Here is a 16,637-nt window from a genome sequence, read left to right as displayed (position 1 = left end):
CGCGTCAGGACAGCCAGACCCGGTGCAACGCTATGCCGATCGCGGCGGCGAAATCGGCGACGTCGGCGTTGACCGAGCGCGCCGACGCGGCCAGATCCGACCACCTCGCGACAATCACGCGCGGATCGTTGGAATGCAGCGCCCAGTCGTGGGCGTGGTCAGCGGTCGCAAACTCCTGCGGTGCTGCCGAGTCCGTAGATGTGAGGTCGGCATCCTCCTCCGGCAGCAACCACACCGTCGACAGCCACGCCCACAGCAGCCGGGCGACGACCAGCTTGCGCTGCAGATCGCCGTCGCGGCGCAGCGCCGGCCAGATGGTGTGCACCTCCGAACGCCACGCGTCGACCATCGCGGTCTCGAGTTGGTCGCGATGTTCGAGGGCGTGCGGGCCGAGTTGCGCCGCAGAGGTCACCAACGCGTAGGCGATGTCGAGGGTTGCGTCACGGAACCCACCCCATTCGTAGTCCATGAATTGCACGCCGGCCTCGTTGAGCAGGATGTTCTCCGGACCGACATCCGACGGGCTGAACGCACGATGATCGCCCTCGTCGAACAGGGTGCACGCCCCGTCGAGCGCGGAGACGACCGCGCAACCCATCTCGACACCGAGGTCGGCGGCTCGCGAGCGAGCGATCCGGACCGCGCGTCGGGCCTCCTCGCCGAGGAGGTCGCGGCCCTCGGTCCCCGAGGGCCCGCGTCGGACCAATGCATCGAAGTCGACCTCACCGCCGACCGTGGCCGCGTGCATGCGACCGAGCGCCTGACCCCACGCACTCACCGCGCGGGAGATCTCGACGACGTCGACACCACCGAGCAGGGTGGTCATCGCGTTGCCGCGGCCGAGATCGGAGAGCACCATGAGCCGAGCATCCGGGTCGGAGGCGATCAGCTGTGGTCCCGGTCGGGACTCGATGGGCAGTGCCGTCGCGTACTTGTACGAGGCGATCTCGCGGTGGAACGCATGCGGATCCTCGTGCTCGGGGAGCGCCTTGATGACGAGGGTGCGGTCCATCGACAGGGGGTTCTCGGCGACGCGTACGCGCACCACGATGGTCCGCCCACTTCCTCCGAGATCCTCCGGTTCGGCGAGCACGACCGGCGAACCGGCGCGATGCGACAACAGGGCCTCTGCGGCACTCACCACGCTGGTGATGCGGCTTTCTGTGATGACCGTCATGGCATCCCCCACCGTACCGAATGCCACCGACAGTCGTCACCGGCCGTTGAGTTTGCGTGACCGATCGGAGGACATCCCCGCACGCTCGTGGGGTACCCGGCCTCGGCGAACTTCACGCGGATCCGGTGTCATCGTCGACGTCCGGACGGATCGGGCTCACCGGCGCGCCGGAGTCCGCGTCGAGCGGGCTGACGTCGACCGATACCGTGATCTCGCTGCGCGTGGCATCGGTGTAGATGACCCCACGCAGCGGCGGCACGTCGTCGTAGTCGCGACCCCAGGCGACGGTGACATGCCGTTCATCGACGAGTTTGTCGTTGGTCGGATCAAAAGGCAGCCAGCGACCGTCGGGGAGCCAGACCGCCGCCCACGCGTGGCTGGCGTCGGCACCGAAGATGCGTTCGCGCCCGGGGGGCGGATCGGTCGCCAAATACCCCGATTCATAGCGGCCGCCGAGCCCGACCGAGCGCAAGGCGGCGATGGCCACCCGGGCGAAGTCCTGGCATACGCCTTCGCGTCGGGACATGACGGTGTCGACGCTGGTGCTGATCGCCGTCGACCCCGATCTGTAGGTGAAGTCACGGTAGATGCGGGTCGTCAGGTCCGTCACCGCCTCGATGAGCGGCCGGCCGGGGGTGAACACGGTTCCCGCGTACTCGATGACCGCCTCGGTGATCTCCGGCGGATCGAGATCGAGGGTGAATTCTGTCGCCAGTTGCGGGCCAAGGATCGTCGGACGGGCCTGCTCCCAGGGCACACGCGCCGCTGGGCTGGCGATCAGACCCGGGTCGATCGGGTCGACCTCGACGTCCGAGGTCCCGGTCACCACTAGTTCGGTGTGTGGGGTGTGGACGTGGAAGTAGGTGTCGGTGTTGCCGTACACGTCCAGACCGGTCGAGCGGTCGTCCGGCTCGGGGTCGACGCTCACGGCGTTGCGCAGAACCCGCTGGTGCGGCAGATCGCGCGGAATGAGGTAGCACCGCCCGTACGACGAGGAGACCTCCGCGTCGTAGGTGTAGGCGGTGCGGTGGGTCACGCGGTAGCGACGAGTCGTCGATGCAGCCGATCGCGGGCTGGTCACGTGTCACCCCTCCCGAAGCCCCAGATGGGCTGAGCAGGACGTGGCAACGCGAACCTGCTGCGGGCGAGCACCTCCGACAATTCGACTGAACCCTCGCGCAACGTGGTCATCAGTTCGACGAGGTCACTGCGCCTGCCGTCGTCACCGACGGCGCCGAGATCAGCGGGATCGATACGTCGTAGTTCGGCGGTCATCTCCTCGACGAGACGTTCGGCCGCGGCCGACCGCAACGCGTCGGGCAGGCCGGTCAGGTCGGCGCGCATGCGGTCGAGCTGATAGATCATCGCGCGCGGGTTGGTCTCGTCGAACAGCAACAGCTGCGCCACCGGGAGCAGTCGGTAGAGACCACGGCTGCGCCTGCGATAGATCACCGCCGACTCACCGGCGATCAGATAGGCCTCCAATAGCGCCTGTTCGACGGCGGTCTCGTGGGGTGTTTCGAAAAGCGCCCCGGTCAGATCGGCGAGGGTGATGACCCGTTCGATCCGGCGTCCGACGTCCATGAACAGCCAGGCCGCATCGTGGACCATCGACTCCGCCTGCAACCCGACCAGCCCTAGCACCCCGTGCATGATGTCCTCGTGTGTGCGGGCCAGATCGGGGCCGAGATCCAGCGAGGCATCGCCGAAGATGCCCGCGGTGCGCGCGCCGGTGGTCTGGTCGACCTCGGCAGACCTGGCCACCTGCCGGGCCAGCGATTCCACCGCCCGTTCTATCGACGTCAGCACCATCCAGGTACTCGTCGACATCTGATCGCGCACCGCGCGGGCCGCCGCGACGAGCCGGTCCACGGCGAAGGCCACGGTGCCCGGCACCGTCGCATCGACGGTCAGTTCGACGATGCGCATGATCGCTGCGTTGACCTGCTCGGGCGAGCGCTGGCCGTTGTCGACCAGCAGGTCGGCGGTGTGCAGGTGCTCGGCGGTTCCGGTGGTCGTCGCCACCGCGTGCAGGAACAGCGGAACCGCCGAGGTGCCCTGCATCCACGGCCGGTACTGGAAGTCCTGGCATCGTTCGCGGGCGACCTTCGTCAGGCGTGTCACCAGTTCGGTCCGCTCGCCGTAGCGGCCGAACCAGAACATGTCGGACAGCACGCGCGGGCTCGCCGCCACGGCGGTGTCGACGTACTCGGCCGCCGACGAGCGCGGCGAACGGATTTCGATGACCCCCTCGGCCGTCTCCCCGCGTGTTTCCGAACGACGCGAGACATGACCGCCGACCTCCGGGTTGGTCACCCACACATCTTTGGCGGCCACGGTCTGCAGCGCCGCCCCGCCCACCCCGTCGGCCAGCACCGAACCGAGTCCGCCGGGCATCACCGCATACGTCGGGCCCTGCGCGACGCTGAACGCGCGCACCGAGACCGGCGCGGCGCGCACCACGCCCGGGCGCCCGGTCCCGCCGGGGGTGATGGTCGGCGCCACCGAATGCGCCTCCAGGGAGCGCGCGACCCACTCCGCGCCGTGCGCGGTGATGCGGCGAGCGAGGTCGTCGCGGGTACGCGCATCGGTCAGGGGGCCGAGGAACTCCTCGCCGGTGCGCACGTTGGTGACCGACAGGTCGGCGAGTTCGGCGAGCACCTTGGATCGCTGTAGCTCCTCACCCCCCCAGAACGTAGGTATCGACCCGAGCGCCAAGTCCTCATCGAGAAGCACCGGCGCGGCCGCCTCGAGCACCGTGTGCAGGGCGGGGTTCTCGCAAACACCGCTGCCGAGCGTGTTGACCACGGTCACTGTGCCCCGTGAGATCGCCTCGACGAGACCAGCGACGCCCAGACGTGAATCGGTGCGCAGGTCGAGTGGATCGCAATACGCGGCGTCGATGCGGCGCAGCAACACGTCGACCCGCTTGAAGCGGCCCAGCGAACGCATGTAGACCGCACCGTCGCGCACGGTCAGATCGGCGCCCTCCACCAGCGGAAAGCCGAGCATCGACGCGAGATACGCCTGATCGAAGGCGGTTTCGGACATGCTGCCGGGGCTGAGCACGGCCACCGTCGGGTCGTCGACCCCGGGCGGTGCGTAATCGAAGAGAGCCAGACGCAGCGTTCCGGCGAAGGTCGCCATCGGACGCGGTGCGCACGATTGGAACAGTTGCGGGAAGGTACGCGAGACCAGTCGACGGTCGACGGTCGCATAACCGATTCCCGACGGCGCCTGCGTGCGGTCGGCATAGGCGACGAATCGTCCGTCGCCGCGCCGGACGAGATCGATGGCATGCAGGAACAACGCATGCGGACCGGCAACCTCCAGACGAGCGGCCTTGCGCACATACCCGGGATGGGCGAACACCATCTCGGGGGGAATGAGACCGGAGGTGATCAGTCGCTGGTCGCGGTAGAGGTCACGCAAGATCAGATCGAGCAGCATCGAGCGCTGGGTGATCGCCTTTTCCAGCACCGCCCACTCGACGCCGTTGATGATCAGCGGGACGGCATCGACCGACCACGGCCGCGCGACGGTCGTGCCGTCCTGCACGGCGTTGTACACCACGCCCTCGTCCCGGGTCGCCGACGCCAGGCGGGCGGCGGCGGTCCGCAGTCGCTCATCACCGCGCATGCCGTAGCCGGCCACCAGCTCGTCCCAGCCCGGACGTACCGCGCCGCCGACGTCGAGCATCTCGTCATGGTGGACGGTGCCGGCAGCGGCGCGCAGGACCCCCCCATCGATCCGCGCGAGATCGAACAGCGCGTAGCCGTCGGAGCGATACCTGTCGAACACCGCGGGCAGTGGGCCACCCGCAGAATCGGTCACCGGAGAACTGTACGTGCCCGACGTAGGTCGAGGATCGCCGGGACCCCGGCGTCGATCGCGGCACGGGCCAGCCGTTCCCGCAACAGGCCGATGTCGAGGGTGCCGGTCGTATGCCCGGCGGCCTCGAACCGACCGTTACGGCGCGATTCGGCCTCGACCGCGTTCACCGGCGGTCGCTCGTAAGCGCGCCCGCCCGGATGCACCACGTGATAGGTGGCACCGCCGACCGACCGTCCGTTCACGGTGTCGACGAGATCGAAGGTCAGCGGGGTGTCGATGCTGATCGTCGGATGCAGCGCACTCGGCGGTTGCCAGGCCCGGAACCGGATACCGGCCACCCGTTCACCGGCCCGGCCGGTCGCGCGCAAAGGAACCGGGAAACCGTTGCAGGTCAACACGTATCGATCATCGTCGCCACCGGTGACGCGTACCTGAACCCGTTCGATCGAGGAGTCCACATAGCGTGCGGTGCCGGTACCGGTGGCCTCCTCACCGAGGGTGTTCCACGGCTCGATGGCACCGCGAAGTTCGATCTCCTGATCGCGGATCTGCACCGTCCCGAGCCGGGGGAAACGGAACTCGGTGAAGGGATCCAGCCACGCCGTGTCGAACGGATACCCGGCTTCGCGCAATTCTTCGGCCACCGACGCGATGTCGGCGATGAGGTAGTGCGGCAATAGATACTTGCCGTGCAGATCGGCGCCGTGCCGGATCAGCCGCGCCCGATAGGGCTGCTCCCAGAACCACGACACCAGCGAGCGCACCAGCAAGGACTGCACCATCGCCATCCGGTGATGCGGGGGCATCTCGAACCCGCGCAGCTCCAACAGCCCGAGCCGGCCGCGCGCTGAGTCGGGACTATAGAGCTTGTCGATGCAGAACTCGGCGCGGTGGGTGTTGCCGGTGATGTCGGTGAGCAGATGACGCAGGGCGCGATCGGTGACCCACGGATTCGGCGCGACCCCGACCGTCGGCGCGTGCGGCTCCCCCTTGGCGTGTTTGACCGCGACCGGTGTCTTCTCGGCGAGCCGGTCGATCTCGGCGAAGGCGATCTCGAGTTCGTAGAGCGCCGATTCGCGGCCCTCGTCGGCCCGCGGGGCCTGGGAGGTGGTGCCGATGAACTTGCCGCTGAACAGATACGACAGGGCCGGATGACGCTGCCAGTAGGTCAGCATCGATACCAGCAGGTCCGGGCGCCGCAACAACGGCGAATCCGCCGGCGTGGGGCCGCCGAGCGTGATGTGATTGCCACCGCCGGTACCGCCGTGCGAGCCGTCGAGGTCGAAGGTCTCGGTACCGAGCCGGGCTCGGCGCGCGTGATCGTAGAGCGACTCCAACAGCTCCGACTGTTCGGCGAAACTCGACGTCGGCTGGATGTTGACCTCGATGACACCCGGATCGGGGGTCACGGTCAGCGTGGTCAGACGCGGGTCGGCGGGCGGGCCGTATCCCTCGATGACCACGGCGGTACCGGTCGCCTCGGCGGCGTCGGAGATCATCTCGATGATCGCGAGATACTCCTCGAGCGCCGCGGTCGGCGGGATGAACACGAACAGGTTCTCCCCACGCTGTTCGGCCACCACCGCGGTCCGCGGCACGAACTGCGCCGGGTCCATCGCCAGCACGGTGTAGCCCAGATCGTCGGAAGCCTTGTCGGGCAAGGCGTCATGAGGCGCCGACGGGTCGGACACGAACACCGCGGGAGCCGGCCCCCACGACAGCGAGTTCAGCGGCAGCCGCAGTCCCGCCGGAGAGGTGCCCGCGGTCAGGACCAGTCGGCCGCGGCGGGTGGTCCACCGTGCGCTGTGCCAGGCGGTCTCGTCCTCGGATCGGCTCAACGGCAACACATATGCCGTCGGGTACACGACGTTGGCATCGAGGCGGTCCAGCAGTTCCCGACGCGCAGCGGTCGAGTCGGCGGGCGGTTCGAGGTCGACGTCGGGATCGTCGATCTCGACGGCGGCCTCGGCCCGCGCGAACGTGCGTGCGGTCGGCGTGGTGGGGTCGGTTCCCGGGTCACCCGGTGGCAGCGCGGCGAGTTCACGCATCCGGACCAACGGGTCCTCGAAGGCCGGCAGCACCTGCGAGGAGGGCACACCGAGGCGAGAAGCGAAGGTCTGCAACAACTTCTGAGCACGCTCCGCCCCTTCGGCGGTGGGTACCGGTCCCGCGGTCTCGATGGCAATGGACTCGGCGGCGCGCGCCGGATTCGTCCACGGATCGGCGAGCAACTCCGGCCGGGTCCAGATCGGCCGGCCGTCGGCGCGCCACATGATCGCGATCTGCCAGCGCGGCAAGGGCTCCCCGGGATACCACTTGCCTTGGCTTCGCTGGACCAGTCCGGTCGGCGCATAGTCGCGGTGCAGACGCTCGGCGAGGTCGGAGGCGAGCAGTCGTTTGTGCGGGCCGTCGGCGGCGGTCGTCCACTCCGGGTCGGTCTGGTTGTCGATGGAGACGAAAGTCGGTTCGCCGCCCATGGTGAGCCGGACGTCGTTCTCGGCCATCGTCGCGTCCACGCGGGCACCGAGTTCGCAGACGCGATCCCACTGGGAGGCCGTGTAGGGCAACGTGACCCGCGGGTCCTCGTGGAATCGGGTGACCGTGTTGGAGAAGTCCAGGGTGGCGTGGCAGGGACCGGTCGATCCGGTGATGGGTGCGGCGGCACCGGGACTCGGGGTCGCCGCGAGCGGGATGTGTCCCTCCCCCGCGAACAGTCCCGATGTCGGGTCCATGCCGACCCATCCGGCGCCGGGTAGGTACACCTCGGTCCACGCGTGCAGATCGGTGAAATCGGCGTCGGGGCCCGATGGTCCGTCCAGGGATCGGATGTCGGAGGTCAACTGGACGAGGTAGCCGGAGACGAAGCGCGCCGCGAGCCCCAACTCGCGCAACAGGGCCACGAGCAACCACGCCGAATCACGACAGGATCCGATCGCGCTGGACAGCGTGTACTCGGGGCTCTGTACACCCTGCTCGAGGCGCACCGTGTAGCCGACCGCCTGCTGCACCGCCTGATTGAGCCCGACGAGGAAATCGATCACCCGAATCCTCGACGTCGGCCGGTGCGCGGCGGCGAACTCGGCGATCGCCGGATGCACGGGCGCACCGGCAAATTCGCCGTCGGTGACCCCGACCGGCCGCAGGTAGGCCTCGAGGTCCTCCTTCAGATCGTCGGGGTAGTCGAACCCGTAATGCTCGGCCCAGTCCTCGATGAAGAAGTCGAACGGGTTGATCGCGGTCAGGTCTGCAAGCAGGCTGACCGTGATCGTCAACGATGTCGACGGCTCCGGGAACACCAGTCGCGCAAGATAATTGCTGAATGCATCCTGCTGCCAGTTGAGGAAGTGCTCACCCGGTTCGACCTTCAGCGAGTAGGCCTCGATCGGCGTCCGCGAATGCGGTGCCGGCCGGAGCCGGACCACATGCGGGAAGATCTTCACCGGCCGGTCGAAGGCGTAGCTCGTACGATGTTCCAGCGCGACCTTGATGGTCACAGCAGCCCACCAACCTTTCACGTCACCTCGGCGCGGGTCCGGGCGCCACAGGTGTCCGTGTACCGCGGGCCCGCCTGCGGAAAATCACATCACAGATGTGACCCGTGCGCCCGACGTGCGATCGGGCTCACCCGACGACCACCCGGGGTGGGCGGTCATCGGGGTCGACGGTCATGCTGTGGGCTCGGCCGACCCAGAAGGGAGCGCGTCGGGCCCCTTCTTCGGTGCCGGCGTGGCGTCGATACCCGATTCCTTGCGCTGCTGTGCGGTAATCGGCGCAGGAGCGTCGGTCAGCGGGTCGACGCCGCCACCGGACTTGGGGAAGGCGATGACCTCACGGATGGACGACTCACCCGCGAGCAGCGCGGTGATGCGATCCCAGCCGAAGGCGATCCCGCCGTGCGGCGGAGCCCCATAGGCGAAGGCGTCGAGCAGGAAGCCGAACTTCTCCTGCGCTTCCTCGGGTCCAATGCCCATGATCTCGAAGACCCGTTCCTGCACATCGCGGCGATGGATACGGATTGATCCGCCGCCGATCTCGTTGCCGTTGCACACGATGTCGTAGGCGTAGGCCAGCGCTGCACCGGGATCGGATTCGAGGTGTTCCAACGATTCCGGGGTCGGCGAGGTGAAGGCATGGTGCACGGCGGTCCAGGCTCCGGAGCCGACCGCGACGTCGCCCGCGGCACTAGCCTCGTCGGCGGGCTCGAACAGCGGAGCGTCGACGACCCAGGTGAATGCCCAGTCCGCGGTCGCGGGGTCGATCGGTTCACCCGCCGCAGGAATGAGTCCCAGCCGCGTCGCGATCTCCGAGCGTGCGGCGCCGAGCAGCGCTCGCTGCGCCTTCGCGGGCCCGGCGGCGAAGAACACACAGTCGCCCGGCGCGGCCCCGACATGTGCTGCCAAACCGTCACGTTCGGCGTCGGAGAGGTTCTTGGCGACCGGGCCGCCGAGGGTGCCGTCGTCGTTGACGAGCACGTAGGCCAGGCCCTTGGCTCCGCGTTGCTTGGCCCACTCCTGCCAGGCGTCGAGGGTGCGTCGCGGCTGCGAGGCTCCCCCGGGCATGACGACGGCGCCGACGTACGGCGCCTGGAACACCCGGAACGGTGTCTCGGAGAAGTACTCCGTGCATTCGACGAGTTCGATGTCGAAACGCAGGTCGGGTTTGTCGCTGCCGAAACGGCGCATCGCATCGGCGTAAGTGATGCGCGGGATCGGCGTGGTCAGCTCCACCCCGATCAGGCGCCACAACGCGACCAGGATCTCTTCGGCGAGGGCGATCACGTCATCCTGGTCGACGAAGCTCATCTCGACGTCAAGCTGGGTGAACTCCGGCTGACGGTCGGCGCGGAAGTCTTCGTCGCGGTAGCAGCGCGCGATCTGGAAGTAACGCTCCATACCCGCAACCATCAGCAACTGCTTGAACAGCTGCGGACTCTGCGGGAGCGCGTAGAACGAACCCGGCTGCAGGCGCGCGGGCACCAGGAAGTCACGGGCACCCTCAGGGGTCGAGCGCGTCAATGTCGGGGTCTCGATCTCGACGAAGTCGCGGGCAAGCAGTACCCCGCGGGCGGCGGCGTTGACCTTCGAGCGCAGCCGCAGCGCCGATCCTGGACCCTCGCGGCGCAGGTCGAGGTACCGGTGGCGTAGGCGGGTCTCCTCACCGGGGTTCTCGTCGAGCTGGAACGGCAGCGGCGCCGCCTCGTTGAGCACCTCGAGGTGCGCGGCGTTGATCTCGATCTCACCCGACGGCAGGTTGGGGTTCTCGCTGCCCTCGGGTCGAACCTCGACGACACCGGTCACGGCAATGCAGTACTCGGCACGCAGCCGGTGCGCGACCGCGGCGACCGCCTCGTCCCGGAACACCACTTGCACGAGTCCAGAGCTGTCACGCAGATCGATGAACACCACGCCCCCGTGATCGCGGCGGCGGGCCACCCAACCGGCGACGGTGACGGTCTGCGTGGCATCGGCGCGGCGCAGGGAACCGGCGAGATGTGTGCGGAGCACGAAGGTCCTTCCTCAAGGGTGGAGACGTCGAGATTCGGTGGGCGCATCGACCCACGACAATCGTAGGCGGCCACCGCCCGCAGGCAGCCACCGCCCGGGCGGTTGTTGCCTATGCCTGCGGCGTCGGCGAGTCTCGAACTATTCGACGCGATCCAGGTGGATCGTCTCGTTACGCTGTCGCCATGACATTTCAGGGCAGCGGGCCGCTCGACACCGGGAACGTCTCCGGCGGGGGTGGCGGTGGCGGCGCCGGGCGGATCGCCCTGGGCGGCGGTGCCGGGCTGATCATCACCATCGTGGCGTTGTTGTTCGGGGTCAACCCGGGAGACATCATGGGCGGCGGCACCGCCGGAAGCGGAAGCTCCAACTCGGCCTCATCGTCGGTGATTGACGAGCACATCCGGTCCTGCACCGTGGAGATGGCCAATCAGGGTGACGCGATCTGCCGAATCGTGGCCACCACCAACAGTCTCGACCACGTCTGGCCGACGCTGATGTCGAACTACACGCCACCGAAGACCACGATCTTCAGTGGGTCGGTGAACACCGCCTGCGGTGCGGCGACCTCAGCGACCGGCCCGTTCTACTGTCCCGCGGACAAGACCGCCTACTTTGACCCGGATTTCTTCGACACCCTCGTCCAGATGGGTGGTAGCAACGGCGCCCTGGCGCAGGAGTACGTCGTGGCCCACGAGTACGGCCATCACGTGCAGAACCTGACCGGAGCGCTGCGCAAGGGCCAGCAACTCGGTTCACAGGGACCGCTGTCGGGATCGGTGCGCGTCGAGTTGCAGGCCGACTGCCTGGCCGGCGTATGGGCGCATCACGCCAGCGACGAAGGATACGACAATCGGCTGCAACAACTGACCCAGCGCGACATCGCCGGAGTCATCCAGACCGCCAAGGCCATCGGCGACGACACCATCCAGGGCGCCAACTCCAACCCCGAGGGCTGGACGCACGGGTCGGCGCAGCAGCGCGCGCGGTGGTTCACCGTCGGCTATCAGGGCGGCGACCCCAAGCGTTGCGACACCTTCGCCACCAACGACCTGTGATGCCGTCCGCACGCATCAGCACCGCCGTCGATGCGATCGCCGACGCCCACCTGCGCACGATGGCCGCCGACGACCCGATTCTGGCCACCGAACTCGGGATCGATGACGCCGTGGCCGACCGGCTCACCGACTTCTCCCCCGATGCCGTCGCCACCCGCGCCGACCACGCCCGGGCGACGCTGGCCGCGCTCGGCGCCGCCGAGGTGTCCGACGACGTCGACCAGGTGACCGTCGCGACCATGACGGCGTCGCTGCGCCGTGAGCTCGCCCTCGCCGATGCGGGAGAGCTGACCGGTGTCTGCAACGTCATCGCCTCCCCGCTACAGGCGATCCGCGACATCTTCGATCTGATGGACACCGATTCGCCGGCGGCGCGGGAGACGATGGTGCGCCGGATCGCGGCGATCCCGGACGCTCTGACCACCGCGATCGCCGGCCTCGAACAACGACGCGCAACCGGCCCGCCGTTCGCCCGCCGGCAGGTGGAACTCGTTGCCGCGCAGGTAGATCAGGCACTCACCGCGATCTCGGCGAACACCGGCTCGATCGTCGCCTACCCCGATCTGGCAGCCGACCTCGAATCTGCCACCACCGCAGCGGGTTCGGCCTTCGCCGACTTCGCCGGCCACCTGCGCACCCGGGTGGCTCCCGACGCCGCCGACGACGATGCGGTCGGCCGTGACCGCTACCTACTGCATCTGCGGCACTATCTCGGTGCCGACGCCGACCCCGAGGAGGCCTACGCCTGGGGTCTGGCCCAACTGCGCGAGATCGTCGCCGAACAGCAGGCCATCGCCGCGCAACTCGTGCCCGGGGGGACGGTTGGCGACGCCCTGGCCGCACTCGATGCCGATGCGCGGTATCAGATCCACGACAAGCAGGCATTCGTCGACTGGATGCAGGCGACCTCCGACGCCGCCGTCGACGGACTGGCCGGCACCCATTTCGAGATCCCGTCCCGGCTGACCCGCCTGGAATGCCGGCTCGCGCCGTCGTCGACCGGCATCATCTACTACACCCAGCCCACCGCCGACCTGAGCCGGCCGGGCCGCATGTGGTGGGCGGTCCCCCCGGGGCAGAACGTGTTTCACACGTGGCAGGAGAAGACCACCGTCTACCACGAGGGAGTGCCCGGTCATCACCTCCAGCTGGGTTCGGCGATCGTCGACGATGACCTCAACTCGTGGCGCAAACTGGCATCGTTCACCTCCGGGCACGGCGAGGGCTGGGCGCTCTACGCCGAACGCCTGATGTCCGAACTGGGCTGGCTCGACGACCCGGGTGACCGCATGGGCATGCTGGATTCGCAGCGGCTGCGCGCGGCACGCGTGGTCGTCGACATCGGCGTGCACTGCCGATTGCGTGCCCCCGAGTCGGTCGGCGGCGGCACCTGGGACGCCGAGAAGGCCTGGACGTTTCTCACCTCTTCGGTGGCCATGGACCGCGCGGTGCTGCGCTTCGAACTCGACCGCTACCTGGGCTGGCCCGGCCAGGCGCCGTCCTACGCACTGGGACAACGGGTCTGGGAACAGACCCGCGACGCCGCCCTCGCCGCACATCCGGGTTGGACGCTCAAGGAGTTCCACACCCGCGCGCTGGCGCTCGGCGGGGTGAGCCTGGACGTTCTCGCCGAGCGGATGCACCACGCGAGGTGAGGCCGATCCGTATGACGTTTCCTCCGGTTTCCGGTGGGAAACGTCATACGGATCGGCGTGCGCTTCAGCCCAGCAGACCCCGCACCTCGTCGACGAGGCCGTCGAGCGAGGCCCGATGCTGCTCGCCGGTCGCGAGATTCTTGATCTCGATAGTGCGCTCGGCGAGTTCGCGATCGCCGAGCACGAGTGCGAGCCGTGCGCCCGACCGGTCGGCGGCCTTCATCGCACCCTTGAGGCCGCGATCGCCGTAGGCGAGATCGACACTGATCCCCGCAGCCCGCAGAGTCCCTGCGACGGATACCAATTCGGCTTTCGCATCGGCGCCGAGCGGAACCCCGAAGACCTCGACGCGCGCGGCGTCGGCACCCGCCACGCCCTCCGCCTCGAGGGCGAGCATCGTGCGATCGACGCCGAGGCCGAATCCGATCCCCGACAGATCCTGTTTGCCGCCGATCTGCTGCATGAGACCGTCGTAGCGCCCACCGCCACCGATCCCCGACTGTGCGCCCAGTCCGTCGTGGACGAATTCGAAGGTGGTCTTGGTGTAGTAGTCGAGTCCGCGTACCAGCCGCGGATTGATCTCGTAGGGAACGCCGAGCCGGTTCAGGTGCGCGAGCACGGTGTCGAAGTGGGCCCGCGCGTCGTCGCTCAGATAGTCCAGCAGCAGCGGCGCGTCGGCGGTGGCTGCCTTGATCTCGGGACGTTTGTCGTCGAGCACACGCAGCGGATTGATCTCGGCCCGTTGACGGGTGGGCTCATCGAGGTCGAGCCCGAAGAGGAACTGCTGCAACGCTTCCCGATACCGGGGTCGGCTCTCGTCGTCGCCGAGGGAGGTGATTTCCAGCCGGAAGCCGCTGAGCCCGAGTCGTCGGTAACCCTCGTCGGCGATGGCGATGACCTCGGCGTCGAGGGCCGGGTCGTCGACGCCGATGGCCTCCACGCCGACCTGCTGGAGCTGGCGGTAGCGACCGGTCTGCGGCTTCTCATACCGGAAGAACGGACCCGCGTAACAGAGTTTGACCGGCAACTGACCACGGTCGAGACCGTGTTGGAGGACCGCGCGCATCACGCCTGCGGTGCCCTCCGGGCGCAGCGTGACCGAGCGGCTACCGCGGTCGGCGAAGGTGTACATCTCCTTGCTGACGACGTCAGTGGACTCACCCACGCCACGCGCGAACAACGCGGTGTCCTCGAAAACGGGCAACTCGATGTGGCCGTACCCCGCACGCCGTGCCGCCTCGGTGAGCGTGTCGCGCACCTTGCGGAAGTCGGCCGAGGCCGGCGGGTAGTAGTCCGGGATACCCCGAGGTGCGGCGAAATCGTTGGTCACAGGCCCATTCGTCCCTTCTTCGCGGTACTGGTGCCCTCGACGCCACCGGCGAGACCGGCGAGGAACGGATTGCTCGCACGTTCGGCACCGATCGAGGTCTGCGGTCCGTGCCCGGGCAGTACCTGGGTGTCGTCGGTGCGGGTCAGCAGCCGAGCAGCAATCGAGTCGAGCAGCTGCTGATGGTTGCCGCCGGGCAGATCGGTACGGCCGATCGACCCGGAGAACACTACGTCACCGGAGAAACACACCGGGACGGTGTCACCGGCACCGCTCTCGTCGACCGGCACGTCGAGGGTCAGCAGCACCGAGCCCTGCGTGTGACCCGGTGCGTGGTCGACCGCCAGCCGCAGCCCGGCGATCTCCACCGTCTCGCCGTCAACGAAGTCGAGCACCTTGTCCGGTTCCCGGAACTCCAGGGACCCGATCACCGACGAGAGTGCATGGCCGAGACCGATGCCCGGATCGGCGAGCATCGGCCGGTCCTCGGGGTGGATGTAGGCCGGGATCGAGTACTCGTCGCAGAGATCCGCGGCGGTCCACGTGTGATCGAGATGACCGTGGGTGAGCAGGACAGCCACCGGGGTGAGATCGTGCTCTGCGAGCACCTTCTTCGCCATCGGTGCCGCGTCCTGCCCGGGATCGATGACGACGGCCTCGCCACCGGGTGCCGGGGCGAGGATGTAGCAGTTGGTCTGGAACATGCCCGCGGGGAAGCCGGTGATCAGCATGGCTCCATTGTGTCTCATGGGAATCCGGCAGCCTCGGCCGCGGTCGGCGTACCAGCTCATTTGGTGGCGCGAGCGTCGCCACGCCCGGCTGTGTCCTCGACCCGGTGCGGCGAGTTCACAGGAGATACTGGCACACTGCATGGGGTGTCCGGCGGGAGTCGGACGACGAGCAGAGCGCATACGACACCAAGCGCACACCGAGGAGGGGTCACAGCGTGGCGAGCAACAAGGAACCCGAGAAGCCGGGTGCCCACAATGATGCCGACAACGATGACCCGGCCACCGCGAACCCGTCGGGGCCGAACCTGAGCGAGAATGCCTCCGATCCCGCGGGCGACGGTCCTGCGGAGGCGGCGACGGCCGACCGGGCGCTGACCAACGAGCAACGGCGCGAGGCCGCCAAACGCAAACTCGAGGAACGGTTGGAGCGCGAACGCGCCGCGGCCCGCAAACGCAAGGTCCTCATCGGTTCGGTCTCGGGTGTGGTGGTCGTCGCGGTACTCGCGACCGCCACCTACTTCATCGTCGACAAGATCCAGACCGATCGATTCAACGCCTCGCACACGACGTGCGATTACGTTGCCAAGGACAGCAACTTCAAGCAGATCCCGACGACGGTTCCCGCCGAGGTTACCGCTCCCGACCAGCGCGCGCTCTATCAGGAGCAGATCAACAAGGTGAAGGCCGGCGAGTCGAAGCAGAAGACCACGCCGATGCCCGACAAGACGCAGGCCAAGGACGGCACGTCCACGCTCACCCTGACCACCACGCAGGGTGTCGTGCCCGTAGAGCTCAATCGCACCGGCGCTCCGTGCAACACCGGCGCAGTCATCTCGCTCGCCGACCACGGCTACTACGACAACAGCCCGTGCCATCGGATGACGACCGCGGCTCTGAAGGTCCTGCAGTGCGGCGACCCGACCGGTACCGGGCTCGGCCAGCCCGGCTGGACGAGCCCCGACGAGCCGCCGACCGATCTCAAGCCGTCCGGTCAGGCCAATCCGATGACCGGCCAGCAGGCCGTCACCTACCCGCGCGGGACCGTCGCGATCGCCAACAGCGGTAGCGCCCAGCAGGGTGAGGCGAATTCCGGCGGGTCGGCACAGTTCTTCATCCTCATCCAGGACGGCACCCTGCCGGCGAGTTACGCGGTGGTCGGAACCGTCGCACCTGCCGGTATGAAGGTCATCGACAAGGTGTTCGCCGGTGGCGTGAACCCCGGCATCGGACCCAACCAGACGACCGGCGCCTACGAGCGCACCGCCGACGACGGCTCACCGAAGCTGCCGATCACCATCGAGACCGCCACGGTCTCCTGACCTCGGTCTCGCCACGGCCCGGCCGTGGCGAGACC

10 protein-coding genes are annotated in these 16,637 nt (G+C 68.2%); 3 read left to right on the top strand and 7 right to left on the bottom strand.

Annotated features, from left to right (window positions below; all coding sequences use genetic code 11):
* Positions 1 to 4: 4 nt before the first annotated feature.
* From EF294_RS00735 to aspS, 5 genes are all read right to left on the bottom strand, one after another.
* Positions 5 to 1,177 (bottom strand): hypothetical protein, encoded by a 1,173-nt coding sequence (locus EF294_RS00735; RefSeq protein ID WP_123925111.1) that lies wholly within the window; start codon positions 1,175 to 1,177, stop codon positions 5 to 7.
* Between the two features lie 112 nt (positions 1,178 to 1,289).
* Positions 1,290 to 2,258 carry a transglutaminase family protein gene (locus tag EF294_RS00730; protein WP_123925110.1) on the bottom strand — a complete coding sequence of 323 codons (969 nt, stop codon included), beginning with the start codon at positions 2,256 to 2,258 and terminating at the stop codon, positions 1,290 to 1,292.
* Entirely contained in the window at positions 2,255 to 5,011 is a 2,757-nt protein-coding gene (locus EF294_RS00725; RefSeq protein WP_123925109.1) for a circularly permuted type 2 ATP-grasp protein, read from the bottom strand. Before EF294_RS00725 ends, EF294_RS00730 begins: the two co-directional genes overlap by 4 nt.
* Positions 5,008 to 8,505, bottom strand: coding sequence for a transglutaminase family protein (locus EF294_RS00720; protein ID WP_123925108.1), 3,498 nt, complete (start codon positions 8,503 to 8,505; stop codon positions 5,008 to 5,010). The genes EF294_RS00725 and EF294_RS00720 overlap by 4 nt, the downstream gene beginning before the upstream one ends.
* A 171-nt stretch (positions 8,506 to 8,676) precedes the next feature.
* Positions 8,677 to 10,515 carry an aspartate--tRNA ligase gene (gene aspS, locus EF294_RS00715; RefSeq protein WP_123925107.1) on the bottom strand — a complete coding sequence of 613 codons (1,839 nt, stop codon included), beginning with the start codon at positions 10,513 to 10,515 and terminating at the stop codon, positions 8,677 to 8,679.
* 182 nt (positions 10,516 to 10,697) lie between these two features.
* On the opposite strand from aspS, the gene ypfJ reads away from it, so the two are divergent.
* Both ypfJ and EF294_RS00705 read left to right on the top strand, forming a co-directional pair.
* Positions 10,698 to 11,570 (top strand): KPN_02809 family neutral zinc metallopeptidase, encoded by an 873-nt coding sequence (ypfJ, locus tag EF294_RS00710; protein WP_123925106.1) that lies wholly within the window; start codon positions 10,698 to 10,700, stop codon positions 11,568 to 11,570.
* Positions 11,570 to 13,225, top strand: coding sequence for a DUF885 domain-containing protein (locus tag EF294_RS00705; RefSeq protein ID WP_123925105.1), 1,656 nt, complete (start codon positions 11,570 to 11,572; stop codon positions 13,223 to 13,225). Before ypfJ ends, EF294_RS00705 begins: the two co-directional genes overlap by 1 nt.
* Before the next feature lie 64 nt (positions 13,226 to 13,289).
* Here EF294_RS00705 and hisS read toward each other — a convergent pair whose 3' ends face one another.
* Both hisS and EF294_RS00695 read right to left on the bottom strand, forming a co-directional pair.
* Positions 13,290 to 14,555 (bottom strand): histidine--tRNA ligase, encoded by a 1,266-nt coding sequence (gene hisS, locus EF294_RS00700; RefSeq protein ID WP_123925104.1) that lies wholly within the window; start codon positions 14,553 to 14,555, stop codon positions 13,290 to 13,292.
* Positions 14,552 to 15,283 (bottom strand): MBL fold metallo-hydrolase, encoded by a 732-nt coding sequence (locus EF294_RS00695; RefSeq protein ID WP_123925103.1) that lies wholly within the window; start codon positions 15,281 to 15,283, stop codon positions 14,552 to 14,554. The genes hisS and EF294_RS00695 overlap by 4 nt, the downstream gene beginning before the upstream one ends.
* A gap of 215 nt (positions 15,284 to 15,498) precedes the next feature.
* Between EF294_RS00695 and EF294_RS00690 the strand changes: the two genes are divergently transcribed.
* Positions 15,499 to 16,602 carry a peptidylprolyl isomerase gene (locus EF294_RS00690; RefSeq protein ID WP_123925102.1) on the top strand — a complete coding sequence of 368 codons (1,104 nt, stop codon included), beginning with the start codon at positions 15,499 to 15,501 and terminating at the stop codon, positions 16,600 to 16,602.
* Positions 16,603 to 16,637 lie beyond the last annotated feature (35 nt).

The sequence above is a fragment of the Gordonia oryzae genome (assembly GCF_003797185.1).
Lineage (GTDB): Bacteria > Actinomycetota > Actinomycetes > Mycobacteriales > Mycobacteriaceae > Gordonia > Gordonia oryzae.
Note: the sequence above shows the minus strand (reverse complement) of the source record. Positions and strands in the feature narration are given on the sequence as shown.

What these genes read in the sequence shown, in the direction of transcription:
- EF294_RS00735 (WP_123925111.1), bottom strand. Translation starts at nt 1,177, where the DNA reads ATGACGGTCATCACAGAAAGCCGCATCACCAGCGTGGTGAGTGCCGCA.
- ypfJ (WP_123925106.1), top strand. Translation starts at nt 10,698, where the DNA reads ATGACATTTCAGGGCAGCGGGCCGCTCGACACCGGGAACGTCTCCGGC.
- EF294_RS00705 (WP_123925105.1), top strand. Translation starts at nt 11,570, where the DNA reads ATGCCGTCCGCACGCATCAGCACCGCCGTCGATGCGATCGCCGACGCC.
- EF294_RS00695 (WP_123925103.1), bottom strand. Translation starts at nt 15,283, where the DNA reads ATGCTGATCACCGGCTTCCCCGCGGGCATGTTCCAGACCAACTGCTAC.